The organism is Clostridium sp. AF32-12BH, from assembly GCF_003477935.1.
Classification (GTDB): domain Bacteria; phylum Bacillota; class Clostridia; order Lachnospirales; family Lachnospiraceae; genus Brotaphodocola.
This window is the reverse complement of the sequence record NZ_QUEH01000006.1, coordinates 193,367-208,471: the sequence shown is the minus strand read 5'-3', so window position 1 is coordinate 208,471 and position 15,105 is coordinate 193,367. Positions and strand designations below refer to the sequence as shown.

12 protein-coding genes are annotated in these 15,105 nt (G+C 50.1%); 3 read left to right on the top strand and 9 right to left on the bottom strand.

Translation table 11 applies throughout. The annotated features are described in order from the left end of the window. Positions 1-74: 74 nt before the first annotated feature. The 3 genes from DWZ40_RS07905 to DWZ40_RS07895 are packed head-to-tail and all read right to left on the bottom strand — an operon-like array spanning position 75 to position 3,126. Positions 75-437: a DUF1667 domain-containing protein gene (locus DWZ40_RS07905; RefSeq protein WP_118542411.1), complete on the bottom strand. Its 363-nt coding sequence runs from the start codon at positions 435-437 to the stop codon at positions 75-77. Further along, the gene (locus tag DWZ40_RS07900; protein ID WP_118542409.1) at positions 431-1,666 is read right to left on the bottom strand and encodes an FAD-dependent oxidoreductase; all 1,236 of its coding nucleotides are present in this window, start codon (positions 1,664-1,666) and stop codon (positions 431-433) included. The genes DWZ40_RS07905 and DWZ40_RS07900 overlap by 7 nt, the downstream gene beginning before the upstream one ends. Further along, positions 1,663-3,126: an NAD(P)/FAD-dependent oxidoreductase gene (locus tag DWZ40_RS07895; RefSeq protein ID WP_118542407.1), complete on the bottom strand. Its 1,464-nt coding sequence runs from the start codon at positions 3,124-3,126 to the stop codon at positions 1,663-1,665. Before DWZ40_RS07895 ends, DWZ40_RS07900 begins: the two co-directional genes overlap by 4 nt. 286 nt (positions 3,127-3,412) lie before the next feature. Between DWZ40_RS07895 and DWZ40_RS07890 the strand changes: the two genes are divergently transcribed. After that, the gene (locus tag DWZ40_RS07890) at positions 3,413-4,318 is read left to right on the top strand and encodes a LysR family transcriptional regulator (protein WP_118542405.1); all 906 of its coding nucleotides are present in this window, start codon (positions 3,413-3,415) and stop codon (positions 4,316-4,318) included. 118 nt (positions 4,319-4,436) lie between these two features. Here DWZ40_RS07890 and DWZ40_RS07885 read toward each other — a convergent pair whose 3' ends face one another. Further along, positions 4,437-5,777, bottom strand: a complete 1,341-nt coding sequence (locus DWZ40_RS07885) for an enolase C-terminal domain-like protein (protein ID WP_118542403.1) — start codon at positions 5,775-5,777, stop codon at positions 4,437-4,439. A 268-nt stretch (positions 5,778-6,045) separates the two neighbouring features. On the opposite strand from DWZ40_RS07885, the gene DWZ40_RS07880 reads away from it, so the two are divergent. Next, positions 6,046-6,966 carry a LysR family transcriptional regulator gene (locus DWZ40_RS07880; RefSeq protein WP_118542461.1) on the top strand — a complete coding sequence of 307 codons (921 nt, stop codon included), beginning with the start codon at positions 6,046-6,048 and terminating at the stop codon, positions 6,964-6,966. Between the two features lie 297 nt (positions 6,967-7,263). After that, on the top strand, positions 7,264-8,646 hold the full coding sequence (locus tag DWZ40_RS07875) for a gluconate:H+ symporter (RefSeq protein WP_118542401.1): 1,383 nt from the start codon (positions 7,264-7,266) through the stop codon (positions 8,644-8,646). Between the two features lie 85 nt (positions 8,647-8,731). On the opposite strand, the gene DWZ40_RS07870 is transcribed toward DWZ40_RS07875, so the two are convergent. The 5 genes from DWZ40_RS07870 to DWZ40_RS07850 form a co-directional block, all read right to left on the bottom strand. Next, positions 8,732-10,102, bottom strand: a complete 1,371-nt coding sequence (locus tag DWZ40_RS07870; RefSeq protein ID WP_118542399.1) for an SAF domain-containing protein — start codon at positions 10,100-10,102, stop codon at positions 8,732-8,734. A gap of 107 nt (positions 10,103-10,209) precedes the next feature. Continuing rightward, positions 10,210-11,199, bottom strand: a complete 990-nt coding sequence (locus tag DWZ40_RS07865; protein WP_118542397.1) for a zinc-binding dehydrogenase — start codon at positions 11,197-11,199, stop codon at positions 10,210-10,212. A gap of 144 nt (positions 11,200-11,343) precedes the next feature. Further along, positions 11,344-12,669 carry a GntP family permease gene (locus DWZ40_RS07860; RefSeq protein WP_118542395.1) on the bottom strand — a complete coding sequence of 442 codons (1,326 nt, stop codon included), beginning with the start codon at positions 12,667-12,669 and terminating at the stop codon, positions 11,344-11,346. A gap of 61 nt (positions 12,670-12,730) precedes the next feature. Continuing rightward, the gene (locus DWZ40_RS19780; RefSeq protein WP_118542393.1) at positions 12,731-12,958 is read right to left on the bottom strand and encodes a hypothetical protein; all 228 of its coding nucleotides are present in this window, start codon (positions 12,956-12,958) and stop codon (positions 12,731-12,733) included. Continuing rightward, positions 12,948-14,903: a sigma 54-interacting transcriptional regulator gene (locus DWZ40_RS07850; RefSeq protein ID WP_118542391.1), complete on the bottom strand. Its 1,956-nt coding sequence runs from the start codon at positions 14,901-14,903 to the stop codon at positions 12,948-12,950. Before DWZ40_RS07850 ends, DWZ40_RS19780 begins: the two co-directional genes overlap by 11 nt. Between the last annotated feature and the right edge of the window lie 202 nt (positions 14,904-15,105).

Here is a 15,105-nt window from a genome sequence, read left to right as displayed (position 1 = left end):
GGCGAAAGTTCCCGCAGCCGCCATGCATGGCGGCTGTGGAAACTTTCGCCCCTTTGACTTACTGTGCGATCTTGTTATTTCTCCGCTTCCACAGTCCTGGTCACGATCACATTGCTGCCCAGTCCCAGCACATTCTCGATGACAACCTCGCCCTCATGAACCGGCGCAGTGCGTTTTACCTTGCGGATCTCGTTCATGACATCGAAGATCTTTGCTTTCGGGATCGGTGCGCTTAATCGGACACTGGCAAGCGGCATCTCTCCGCCCTCTACCAGAATGGAGGTTGCGATGTTTCGCATCGGGTTTACCAGCTCCTGCTCGACATATTCATGACCGCGCTTGCACTTGTTTCCGGTAATGGTATAGGGTGCTTCATTTCCCTCCGCAGTGATCTCGCAGCCCTGCGGACACATAATACAGGTAAAGGTTCTTAACATACCACTCTCACCTCCAGGTTATCCTTTTCGTTCAGCTCTTCCGGTTTCAACGCGATCTGGATCATCTCAGCCGGAAGTGCCTTCGGGAACTTCTTCTGTTTGACCAGATGGTCACCCTGCCACAGCTCTACGGTACAGGTTCTCACCGGTTTTCTCATACGGAAGGACACGGTCACATTGCCGGTTCCGCTGAAACGGGCCGGGGTTAACTGACCTACCATGTTATCTCCGGTGATCGCAAGTCCGCACTCCGGAAGAGAACCCTCTTTGATGTAGCGGGCTGCTCCGTCTGCCAGCTCCTCTGCCTCCATGGAAACGAAATCTACCAGGTCATGCACATGGAGCACGTTTCCTGCTGCAAACACACCAGGAACGGTGGTCTGGAAGTTCTCGTCAACGGATGCGCCTTTGGTGCCCAGGTCTTCTTTCGCGCCAGCCATCCAGGTCAGCTCGTTCTCTGGGATCAGTCCGACAGAAAGGATCAGGGTATCGCACGGATACTCCTTATCGGTTCCCGGAATCGGCTGCAGCTTGTCATCTACTTCGGAGATCACAACGCTCTCCAGACGGTCCACACCGCGGATCTCGGTTACGGAGTGGCTTAAGTGCAGCGGAATGTTGTAGTCGTTTAAGCACTGCTCAATGTTTCTCGGAAGTCCGCTCGCATAAGGCTGGATCTCAAATACGCCAAGTACCTTCGCTCCCTCCAGGGTCATACGTCTCGCCATGATCATGCCGATATCGCCAGATCCGAGGATCACGACATTTTTACCCGGCATGCGGTTCTTTAAGTTGATGTAAGCCTGTGCCACACCTGCTGTATACACGCCAGCCGGACGGGTACCCGGTGTGCTGATGGCGCCGCGGGTGCGCTCTCTGCAGCCCATAGCCAGGATCACAGCTTTCGCCTGGATCTCCAAAAGTCCCTCCGGAGATGCCGCGAACACCTGCTTGTCCGGTGTCAGCTCCAGGACTGTGGTATCTGTCATGTACGGAATGCCCAGCTCTTTCACCTGCTTTGCAAAGCGGGAAGCATATTCCGGTCCGCTCAAGGTCTCGCCGAAACGGGTCAGACCAAAACCATCGTGGATACACTGGCGCAGGATTCCGCCCAGTCCCTTTTCCCGCTCTAAGATCAAAATATCATGAATACCCTTTTTCCAAAGCTCCAGGGCTGCCGCAAGGCCAGCCGGGCCGCCGCCGATAATTACTACATCTACATTTCTCATTTTACGTCCCTGACCTTTCCTGTGAAAATATAAGAATCACGTTTGGAATAGCGTACCTCTTCCGGCGCAAGATGCTTCTCCTGCTCGATCATCTCGGTAATGCGGGTCTCGCAGTAGCCGCCCTGGCAGCGTCCCATGGTGGCGCGGGTACGGTTCTTGATGCCGGTCACGGTGCAGACACCCAACGGATTGCGGATCGCATCCAGGATCTCGGCCTTGGTCACGGTCTCGCAGCGGCATACCACCTCGCCGTACAGCGGATTTTCTTTGATGGCCTGCTGCTGCTCTTCATGGCTCATCTCGTGGAAGCGCTTCTTCACCGGACGTACCGGGTTAAAGCTTTCGTTCTTCTGCGGCTGCTCCTTCTGAACTAACAGTGCTACTGCACGTCTTGCCAACGGCAATGCGCAGGTCACACCCGGAGACTCAATGCCGACCAGGTTTACGGTATGCGGATGCGCATCATCGGACTCTAACAGGAAATCCAGGATCTCGCCAGTCTCCGGATTGTAACGTTTCCAGCGGATACCGGCAAAATTGCGGATAAAGTATTCGCGCTTCATCTGCTTGAACATCTTGCTTCCGTCACGGAACAGTCCGTCCATATGCTCCTTGGTCACCACATAGTCCTCGCGGCCTTCTGTCACATAGGAGTCCGGTCCTACCAGCACGTTTCCGTCAACCGTTGGGGTTGCGTGGGTGGAGAAACCGCCCTTGTCATTCGGCGCCGGGTAAACCGGGATGGAAAGGAACTTTCCTGCCTTTTTATCCAGCACATAATACTCACCCTTAAAGCCCTTTACCGGGTAATTCGGGTAACCCAGCATCTCAGAGATCTCAGATGCGTACATACCGGCGCAGTTGATGACCCACTTCGTCTCAAAGGTGTCGGTCTCAGTCGTTACTACCCAGACATCCTTTGCCTCATCTCTCGTGATGCCGGTTACCTTCTGTCCAAAATGGAATTTCACACCGTTCTGGCATGCATTCTCAGCCAGACCGATGGTGTACTGCATCGGATCGAGGATACCGGAAGACGGCACATACATGGCAAACTCACCGCCTGCGTTCGGATCGATGCGGTTGATCTCGTCCTTGTCGATCATGCGCATGCCCTTGACCCCGTTCTGCTCGCCAATGGCTTTGTACTTTAAGATATTCTCGCGGTCATGGTCGGTAAAGCCGACAACCAGCTTTCCGGTCCGCTTGAATGGAACACCCAGCTCCTTAGCCACCTGGTCAAACTCCTGGTTTCCTTCCACCGCACACTCTGCCTTTAAGCTGCCTGGTTTGTAGGTAAATCCTGCGTGGAGCATACCGGTGTTGCGGCTGCTGTTTCCGCATGCCACATCCAGCTCCTTCTCCAGCACTGCCGCGTTTAACTGATAGCGTGATAACTCACGTGCCACAGCCGAACCGACAACTCCCGCGCCGATTACGATCACATCATAGGACATCATACTGATCCATCCTCACTTTCTCACTTCGTTCCTGCAAAAATCCACTGCGCTCACCGCTGCCCCGGATTTTCACTGTTCCAGCTGCGCTGCCTTTCCAGCACAGCTTGTCTTATTGATAATCACATTGTATAATAAGCACGTATGTCAGTCAAATTTATATAAATAATACTTATATTAGTTTTTCTAACATTTGAATTTTAGTAAAATCACGCGTAAAGTCCCGTACCGGATTTTGCACGCAATCTGCATCTATAAATCTGTATTTATATAGGAAGGAAGCGTTATCTTGGATACCAGACAATTAGAATACATCATTCAGATCAGTGAAGAACGCAGCATCACCAAAGCTGCCGAAAAGCTTTTTGTCACGCAGTCTGCCTTAAACCAGCAGCTGCAAAAGCTGGAAAATGAACTCGGCATCGCCCTGTTTGTCCGAAACCGCTCCGACTGGCAGCTGACTCCAGCCGGGGAAATCTATGTGCGGACCGCCAGGCAGATTTTGAATTTAAAGAAAGATGCCTACAGCCAGATCGAGGACTTAAAAGAAAGCGGCAGCCGCCGTATCAGCCTGGGCCTCATCCCGGAGCGCGGTGTCAATATGTTTACCGCCATCTATCCGGAATTTCACCGGACATTTCCGGATACCCGCATTGAACCGGTGGAGTGTAATGTCCGCACCATGCAAAATCTCATCACAAAAAACGAACTTGATTTAGGGCTCATTACCCTGATGCAATCCCAGAAAGATGAAAACACCTATCTTCATATGAAAGACGAAGAAATCTTTCTGGCAGTTCCGGTCAGCCATGCACTGGCGCACCTCGGAAGCTGTAAATCCGAAGATGCGCCTGAAATCAGCTTATCCCGCTTTTCCGCGGATCCTTTCATTCTGATCACGCGCCGTTCGACGATGTATCAGCTGGAGGAGGCGCTGTTTTCCCAGGCCGTTTTCCAGCCACAGGTGCTCTTTTCCACCAGCAGCAATGTCAGCAAATACCGCATGGTCCTCGCCGATGTAGGGTGCGCCCTGCTGCCGGAAATTTTCGCCCAGTCCGATCCCGGAATCCGGTATTTCCGTCTGGAAGGTCATCCAAGCTGGGAAGTCACCATGTGCTGCAGAAAAAATGCATATTTAAGTCATGCGGAAGAGTATTTTCTGGAATTGTGCAGAGCGTACTGGAAACATAATTGAATCAGCGGACGCGCCACCGGCGCCTCCTCAATATGCCATGTAAGCAAAAGAAAACAGCCAGATTCCGGCAATGCCGGAACCTGGCTGTTCTCTTATATGACACTTTCTTTTATTCGGATTAGCGAACCATGCACGGTTTCTTGTTATCGAAGGTCCAGCCCGGGATCAGGTACTGCATACCAACAGCGTCGTTACGAGCGCCCTTGCCGTAGCACTTGTCCATGTAAAGCTGATGAGCCTTCATAACCTGGTCACGGTCAACCTCTACACCAAGACCCGGCTTCTTCGGCAGGTCGATGCATCCGCCTACGATCTGCATCGGCTCTTTGGTCAGGCGCTCACGGCCCTCCTGCCAGATCCAGTGAGTATCGATACCGTTCATCTTGCCCGGGATTGCAGCTGCACACTGTACAACCATAGCCAGGGAGATATCGAAGTGGTTATTGGAATGGCAGCCCCACATCAGACCGAAGTCGTTGCACAGCTGGCCAACACGTACGGAACCTTCCATGGTCCAGAAGTGCGGATCTGCTAACGGGATATCTACGCTCTGCAGAGCGATTGCGTGGCACATCTGACGCCAGTCCGTGTTGATCATATTGGTTGCGGTCGGCATCATGGTTGCTTTTCTGAACTCAGCCATAACCTCACGGCCTGAGAAACCATCCTCAGCACCACACGGATCCTCACAGTAAGCCAGAACCTTCTTTAAGTCCGGAGCAACTTCCAGAGCCTCTTTTAAGCTCCAGCAGCCGTTCGGGTCAAGGTCTACACGTGCGTTCGGGAATGCTTCCTTGATAGCGGTAACAGCCTTAACCTCTTCCTGAGGAGCTAAAACGCCGCCCTTCAGCTTGAAGTCTTCGAAGCCGTATTTCTCGTTGGTAGCTTTTGCCAGTGCCACGATTGCTTCCGGAGTCATAGCCTCCTCGTGACGCAGACGGTACCAGTCGCACGCTGCATCCGGCTCTTCCTCATACTCAAGGTCGGTTTTCTTGCGATCGCCAACATAGAACAGGTAAGACAGGAAACGAACTTTCTCTCTCTGGATTCCGTCGCCCATTAATGCTGCAGCCGGAACGTTTAAGAACTTACCAAGTAAGTCAAGAAGCGGAGCCTCTACTGCGGTTACTACATGTACACCAACACGCAGGTCGAAGGTCTGCAGACCACGCTTGTCGTCTTTGATGTTAGCAGACAGCCATGCACGGATCTTGTTTAAGGTCTGCTTGTAGTCGCCGATGCTGGAACCGATTACGAGATCTTTGATCTGCTCTAATGCAGCAGTGATCTTCTCACCGCCCGGAACCTCACCGATACCCTCGTTACCGGTGCTGTCGGTCAGGATCACGATGTTACGGGTGAAGTACGGAGCATGTGCACCGCTTAAGTTCAGCTCCATGCAGTCGTGTCCTGCAACCGGGAAAACTTCCATCTTTGTGATTGTTGGAATCTGATTCATTGAAATACCCTCCTTATATATGATAAATATTATTGAGTTCTTGTATCTCTTACTGATGCTATCATAGCACGAACAGGCAAATAAGTAAAATTAATAGTATTTATATTTCTCTTAATATTTTTGCTTGTTTATCTTTCTCTGGAAACCTGTTATAATGATCCATATCAGTTTTATTGTACGGATATAGTTGGCTGGCTGACGACGGTTTCTACCTTTTTTGGAATTATATAAGGAAGAACTCATGTCGCAGCGATCCCGGGAGGTTTTCATGGATACAAAGCAAATTGAATACATATTAAAAATCGCGGAAGAAAATAATATTACCAAAGCAGCAGAAAAACTTTTCATCACCCAGTCTGCCTTAAACCAGCAGCTTTTAAAGCTGGAAAAAGAACTGGGTACCCCCTTGTTTCACCGTTCCCGCACCAACTGGCGCCTGACGGAAGCGGGGGAAATTTATATCGAAGGAGCCAAAGCCGCCCTTCAGATCAAAAATACCACTTATAACCGTATTTACGATGTCGTCAGTGCCCGCAAAGGACACCTGACACTGGGACTGACTCCCGGCCGGGGACTGCGCATGTTTACTGCAATCTACCCGGAACTGCACCGCAACTTTCCAAATCTGGATGTGCGCCCGATCGAGATGCGGGTGCGTGCCCAGCAGGAAGCGATCGCCAAAGGGGAGATCGATGTCGGTCTCATGACGCTCTCACCCAGGGACCAGACCAACGACACCTACTATTCCTTAAAAAAGGAAGAACTGGTACTCATTATCCCGGATGGACACCCGCTTGCCGAAAAGGCTGCGCCCGACGGGGAACCCCTGGCGGTCCTGGACTTAAATGAACTGTGCTACGAACCTTTTGTACTGATGGACAAATCGTCCACCCTGCGCTCCATGTGCGACACCCTCTTCGAGAAAGCCGGTTTCGCCCCAAACATTCTCTTTGAAACCAACAATACCAGCGGCATTGCCGCCATGGTACAGTCCACGCTCTGCTGCGGCATTATTCCGCGGTACTACACGCTTGGACTGGACAAAGGAGTGGCCTGCTTCTCGCTTCCGGACCGCCCGTCCTGGGAGATCACCATCTGCTGCCAGAAGCACGGATATTTAAACTCCGGTGCCAGGGAGTTTATCCGCCTGGCAAAGCAGTACTGGGAAAACTCAGAGCCGCTGTATTAAGAGTTATCATTAATTTTTTTAAGAGATAGCTAAGTACAGTTAATTTTACTTATGTACTAAATTTGGTTATAATGCCTCTTGTCATAATTTTATCACTTCCCGCAGCACCTTTCAAGAAAGATTGCGGACGCATCCCCCCATTTTTTACGATGCGTAGAAACTGCTGTAAAACATGCATCTGACACATCATGGAACATCCTTGGTTTTCGTCATGCAGCTGCCCCCACAGCTGTCCTGTATGTTTCCAAATGCATCATGCAGCAGCGAAGTGAACACACTACAGAAAGAGGTATCTATATGTCACATGAAACACAGATGCTGCTTGGCCTGTTCTTAGGCATCGCGATCATGATCTTCCTGGTTATGAAGACCAAGACCCACACCTTCATCGCGCTGCTGCTCGCTGCACTGATCACAGGTCTGATCGGCAAAATGTCCCCGTCTGAGGCAATCACTGCTATTCAGGACGGCTTCGGAAACACGTTAAAAAGTACCGGTATCATCATCGGCCTCGGCGTTATGATGGGCGGTATCCTCGAGAAAACCGGCGCTGCAGAGCGTATGGCCTATTCTTTCATCAAGAAGATCGGCAGCGGCAAAGAGGAGCTTGCCCTTGGTATCACCGGATGGCTGGTATCCATCCCGGTTTTCGCAGATTCCGCGATCGTAATCTTTGCCCCGTTATGTAAGGCAATGTCCCGCGTAACCGGTAAATCGGTTATCGCCCTGGCCCTGGCTCTTGCCTGTGGTCTGCAGTGTACCCACGTTATGGTTCCGCCGACTCCGGGTCCGTTAACCGCTGCCGGCATGATGGGCGTTGACGTTGGTCAGATGATCATCGCAGGTGCGCTGATGTCCGTTCCGATCCTCATCGCAGCCCTGCTTTACGCAAACTGGATCGGCAAAAAGATCTACCAGATCCCGCGTGAGGATGGTACTTACGACCGCAAAGAGTTCAAGAAAGAATACTTAAAGACCATGGATCAGTTAGATGAGATCATGGGCGGCAAAGAGCTTCCAGGTCTCGGCGAGTCCCTCGCTCCGATCCTGATTCCGCTGGTTCTCATCCTGAGCAAGACCGTATGCGATTTCATCGGTGTAGACAAAGAGAGCTTCCTTTACAGCATCATCACCCTCTTAGGTTCCCCGATCGTAGCACTTGGTCTTGGAACGACCCTGGCTGTTTACGGTCTTGGCAGAGACATCCCGAAGGATGAGCTCATGAACATCATGGGCGACAGCATCAAAGATACCGGTATGATCATGCTGATCACCGGTGCAGGCGGTTCCCTCGGAAACATCATCAAAGTCAGCGGTATCGGCGATGTACTCGGCGCAACCGTAGTTTCCTGGCCGATTCCGGCTATCCTGATCCCGGTTCTGATCGGTGCCCTGATGCGTCTTGCACTTGGTTCCGCAACCGTAGCGATCACCACCGCAGCATCCCTGACTGCTCCGCTCATCACCACCCTTGGCTTAAATCCGGTTCTGCTGGCACAGGCTTCCTGTATCGGCGCGATCGCATTCAGCTACTTCAACGACAGTGGTTTCTGGGTGTTCAACGGTATGTTCGGTCTGACCGAGATCAAAGACCAGCTGCGCTGTAAGACAGCCGTATCCTTCATCATGACAGGAGTTGGTATTGTCGAACTGCTGATCTTAAATATGATCTGGAAATAATATTTCTTCTATATTATATAGGAGTCTGTCAAAGAAAGAGACGGAAGAACTGCTGCGGCAGTTCTTCCGTCTCTTTCTTACTATGTTAATCCAGTTCCAATCCTTTTTTATAATGCTGATAGGTTTCCAGTGCGGAAAGATCCACATCATCCGTTGTTACCGGCTGTCCCTTCTTTACATCGTTCAGAAGTACAGAGCCATTTAACAGGTAGAACGGCGCTGCATTGCCGGTTGCTTTCCGTTCCAAAAGCTCCGGTGTCAGACCATCGATGGAATGATGGTGTCCCTCGACCTTCAGAACAGTACCTTTCGGCAGGTCGCGCTGTGCCACACCGGCCATAACCGAAACCTGACGGCACTCCTCATGCGTTCCGATTCCCATCAGATCACCGAGCAGAATGGATACCGGGGTTTCCAGTCCCATGTAATGATATGGATAATAAATGCAGCAATATTTGCCGTTCTTACTCATCACATGTCCTTTGCCTTTTAAGATATCCCACATCTTCTCGTTTTCACATTTCACAACAATAAACTCGCCGCCGCAGAAGCTGGCCTCGTCTTTTCCTCTCAGGTTGTAGAACACATCCACAACACCGGTTTTATCCAGGATACCGCCATCTTCCTTCGGGATAAAGATATTGGCAAGTTCACTGGCTTTCGCAATCGGGTAGCTTAAGAATGGGGAGGACGGTACCATTCCGGTCACATTGGATACCAGGTTCATCTCACACAGGTCTGCGGAAATGACTTCACGGTATTTCTCTAACAGGCGGCTTCTCTCTTCCAGCGTCTTGGTTCCTTCATAATACCAGCAGTTCTGCATTTCCGGAAGCTGCTCCGGAGCTGCATTGCCATCCAGATAAGTAAATTCACCGGTCTCACGGTCCCATACAAAATCATACTCACTGGATTTACCAGCTGCCACGATCTCAAGTCCAAGGAGCTTTGCCCAGGACCACAAATCCAGAAGGTTTCTCGGCTGGTCACCATTTACCAGTGCATAAACGGCATTGTGTTTTGCAGCAATCTGGTTTAACAACGGTCCGCAGACACTGTCGGTTTCCTTTGATACCATATAAACATTGATGCCTCTCTCCAGTGCTGAAATGGCTGCATCGGAGCTGACCTTAGTATTTCCGGTACATTCTACCAGGGCCGTGATGCCGCACTCCATAACCAGGCGGTAGTCGCTGACAATTAAAACCGCATCTTCCGGAGCCGCATGGATTTCCTCAATGTTCGCACAGGCAATGATCTGCTTGTCGCCAAATCCGGTCTCCTTTAATACCGCCTCGCACTCTTCCAGATGACGGGAGCAGATGACGCGCAGTTCCATGTGCGCCACCTTCGGCATCTGTGCCAGAAGTGTATAACCATATCCCTTTGTAGCTCCTACGATACCAACCTTTGATACTTTTCCACTGTTATCCTTTAATAAATTTGTGTAATCCACAACAACATCACTCCTTATCCTCTATTTTCCACATGCGTACAGTTTTGTTCTTTTCCAGTTACCCACACGCTTATTTGGGGGGAATCTTTACTTCCATGAATCCTGTATTATGGGCGGAACACGATCTTGATCGCTGCATCATCCTTATCGGCCAGATCAAATCCCGCCTTAATATCAGCCAGCTTAAACTCATTGGTAATGAGCGGTTTGATCTTTACGCTTCCCTGAATGATCGGGCGCATGGTTTCCGGTACCCACACATATCTCTGCTGCCAGGTATGATGAACCAGGCAGGTATTCACAAACTCCAGTCCGTCATCATGCCAGCGGCTGATGTTTAACGTGATCGGAGTCGTTACCCAGCTGTAAAATACAAATTTGCCATTATGTTTGATCATCGCGCTGGCTGCATTGAAAGATTCTGCGGTTCCGGCTGCCTCAACAACCACATCCGCACCTTTGCCGCCGGTCAGGGCTTTCACCTTTGCAACCGGATCTTCTTCTTTGGAGTTGATCACGATATCCGCACCGAGTGATTTTGCCAGATTCAGTTTGCCTTCCAGCACATCTACCACGATCACCTGGTAAGCTCCTTTTAATTTAGAACACTGGGCAATGATCTGTCCGGCGTAACCGCCGCCCATAACCACAACGGTATCACCCAGCTGGACACCGGTATTTAATCCGGAGTACATGGCACAGGCGGTCGGCTCTCCGAGTGCCGCAATATCCATATCCAGTCCTTCTGGAACTGGCTGCAGCTGAAACGCTTTGGACTTAAAGTAGTCTGCAAAGTTGTTGTTCCAGCCAAATGCCATAACCTGATCGCCAACCTTATAATCACTGACACGGCTTCCGACGGCAACAACCGTACCGCCGCTCTCATGTCCAAGCAGGAATGGAAATTCCGGCGGCTGGCGGAACTCTGCAGTCTGCGGCGGCATAAAGCCCCGGTAAAAACTCTTATCCGATCCGCAAATTCCCATCATATGGTTCTTTACGATGATGTCATCCTCGCCGCATTCCAGTTCACGCTCAATCAGCTCAATGTCATAGGCTTTATTCAGTCTTGCTGCTCTTGTCACAAATTTTTCCATAACTGCTTCTCCTTTTCGTCATTTTTTGTTTTCGACAGACTAATGAATCTCAAATGTGCCGCTGCGTCTCATCGCATCTTCCGTAAACAGCCGACAAGACACAGCATTGCTACCTTATGTAATACATTTTCCCATGTAATACCATTAGATCACATGCAGGGCAACTAAAATACAGGTGATGACTGCTCCGGTAAATCCTGCTACGGTAGATGCACCACCGACTGCACGGATACCCTGGTTCACATCCATGTTGGACATGGAAACGGTTACCCAGAAACCGGAAGAGTTTGCATGTTTGAACATCAGGGCGCCAGTACCACATGCCAGGAAAGCTGCAACCGGAGAGATTCCCAGCGTTGCAAGCATCGGCTCAACCAGTGCTGCTGCAGTCATAACACCCAGTGAGTTGGAACCGGTAACAACATGGATCAGTGCTGCGATGATGATCGGGATCAGGATTGCCGGGAATGAAGACTGCATAACGATCTCTGCGATCTTGTCTGCAACGCCTGCATTCTTTACAAATACAGCCAGTGCACCGCCCATACCGGTTACGATGATCGGCATTGCTGCTGCGGTGATACCTTCATTTACCCAGTCATTTAAGACTTTCTTGGTTTTCCACTCTTTACCGCACAGGAGCAGGGAACTGATACATCCGCTAAACAGTGCTGCTAACGGGCTTCCGATAAAGGCCAGGAAGTTTGCAACCGGAGTTTCCGGAATAAGAACCGATGCAACGGTATTTAACAGGATCAGAACCAGCGGAAGCACGATCGGCAACATGGATTTTGACAGGGACGGAAGCTCCTGTCCTTCGCTTTCTGCCGCTGCCTTCAGGAACTCTTCCTTCGGCGCAACCAGTGTCTTTAATGTCTTACAATAGAAAACAGCTGCAATAACGCTCGGGATTGCAACAATAATACCCCAGAGGATTGCCTGTCCTAACGGAACATTTAATAATGCTGCTGCAGAAACCGGACCAGGTGTCGGCGGTACCAGAGAAGCGGTTATCAGCGCTCCACTGTAAAGTACTGTACCAAAACTCATCATGGATTTTTTGGACTTTACTGCTAACAGGGATACAATCGGGATCAGCAGGATCACTACGGTATCTGCAAAAATCGGAATACCAAGGATTGCAGAACTCAGTGCGATGGCCCAGATGATGTTCTTGTCACCAAACAGGTCGATCGCCCATTTTGTAATGCGGACTGCTGCACCGGTCTTTTCCAACACGGTGCCCATAGCACATCCAAGGAAAATTACGATTGCTACACTCTTAATGGTTCCCGAAAAACCACCATTGATGGTGCTTTCAATATCCTGCCACGGTGTCTTTAACGCAATGGCGAGAACCAGTGCTGCAATCAGGATACCAAATGCTGCATTCACTCTGCATTTTGAGATCAAAAAGATCATCAACGCAATAGCGATTACAAAAACAATAAGCACATACGATGTTGACATAAATGTAACCCCCTTTGTTATTTTGTATGCCATAATGCTTTGACCATCTTTAAAGCACAAATCATGCCAACTTTTTCCTGAATATTTTATCAATTACGAAAAATAATTCCACAAACGTACTGTTTACACGCCTTTTCGATCTGCAATGAAAAGAAAAACGGGGATGAAAATTTTCTATTTCCTCCCCATTTTTTCTTTCCCATCGGTCGCATCCGTTCATTGCAAGTATTGCATTTTTATTGTTATTTGCAACATATGCGTTGTATTGCATCATTTTTCTATCGTTCATCCGCGATTCCGTATTTTTTCATTTTCCGCCACAACGTAGACCGGTCGATTTCCAGCATAGCTGCAGCTTTTCCCTTATTTCCGCCGCTAAGCCGCAAAGCCTGACGAATGCGTTCTTCCTCCCCAGGCAAAATCTGCGCAGAAGTCTTTTGCACTCCCGCTTCCACCAAAACGGAATTTCCGTTTTTTGCCCCATCCTGCTTCTGCGGTTCCGGCGCCAGATCTGCAGGATACAGCGCCTCCTGCATATCCTGCACATGGATCGTGCTGCCCTCATGAAGGACATAGACCCGCTCTGCAATGTTTCGCAGTTCGCGGATGTTTCCGCCAAACGGATACTGGTGCAGCAACGGAAATACCCCGTCTTCAATTTTTAATGGTTCCTGGTCAATGTTCTTTTCCATTCCCTGAAGCTGATTCACAAACAGCAGTTCCACATCATTTTCCCGCTCTCGAAGCGGCGGCAAAAACAGGCGGAGCACATCCAGACGGTAGACCAGATCTTTTCGAAACGTTCCTGCCTCTGCCATTTTCTGAATGCTTTTATTAGTAGCAGAAATGATGCGCACATCGATATCGATGACTTTGTCATCGCCGATCCTGCGCACCTGCCGTTCCTGCAGTACGCGAAGAAGCTTGGTCTGGATCGCCATCGAAACCTCTTCCACCTCATCCAGAAACAATGTTCCTCCGTGTGCCTGCTCAAACAGTCCCATTTTTCCGCCCTTGCTGCTTCCCGTAAACGCACCTTCCACATAACCAAACAGTTCACTTTCCAGCAGATTTTCCGTAAGTGCCGCACAGTTCACTGCCACAAACGGTCCATTTTTCCGGCTGCTGGCATTGTGAATGCTCTGCGCAAAAAGTTCTTTTCCGGTTCCGGTCTCTCCGACAATGATGATGTTCGAATCGGATGCCGCATACCGTTTGGCAATCTCAATCGTCCGGTCAATCACCTTGCTCTTGTGGAGGATATGTTCAAAGGTATAGCGCGCCTTCAGGCCCCGTTCACTGAGTTTTCGCCGGATCTGGCTTTCCAGTTCCTGGATCTTGGTCACGTCGGTCAAATTAAATACTGTACCGGAACATTCCTGATTTGCAATAACCGGAGAACATTTTACGGATACCGTCAGCTTCGTGTCCGGAATGGCAAGTAACCTGGTCTCTGCGTTTCCGGTCTTCATCACACTCTGGAATAAGGGATACAGCCACGGAATTCCTTCTTTGATCTTTCGTCCCTTGATGCTGACATTTCCATTCATCTGCCGCGCCACGCGATTTCGTACCTGAATTGTGCCACTGCGGTCCACGTAAAGAAGTCCGGCATCGGAAGTATAAATGACGGTCTTATACATCTGCGCGATCACCCGCTCCTGGCGGACACGTTCCACCGTATGGATCGCCTCATCCAATGCCTGCGCAAATGCCGCCGTACCCGTCTGGATCACAACGGAATTCAGCCCGCGCTCCTTTGCAAGCATATTGGCTGAGTAACCGCCGATCAGCGCATCGCAGCCTTCCCGCATCGCCCGGTCCAGCGCTTTTGGCAAATCCTGGTTTCGTATCGGAGCATAGATTTCCGCCTCAACTCCCAGGATCTGACAGATACTGGCCGCCTCATACAGATTTTCTTCAAATCCGCAGATCGCGATCTTCTTCGGATGATACGTTTCCCGGCACTCATAAATCGCCCGCGTAATATCGAAGCCGGAAATATGGACCCGGATCGTTGGGGTGGTATCCGAATATTTCGCAATCATTTTCTGCGCCGTGTAGCCTCTGGCAATGATCGCATCGTAAGCTCCGACCGGAATATCCGGCATTTCTTCCACGATAAGAGCCTGCACGTCCGCGTCAACTTTCTCATGTTCCGGATGCTTTGCCACCACTTTCTTGACCTGTTCCATCAGTTCCGGATACGGAACCACAAACAATAAACGTATCATATCGATAACCACCTTCCCGTATATTGCATATTGCATCATAATCGTTCAAATTGCATGAATTGTAATTCATGTTACAACACTGCAACAGGAACTGTCAAGGCTGCGTCCGACACCTTTCGCCCATTTTTTTATTCTGTTTTCATACACAAATCCTCACACAGCCGCGGTTTTGGTCAGACTCACTCGGTTTTCCTGCCGTTTT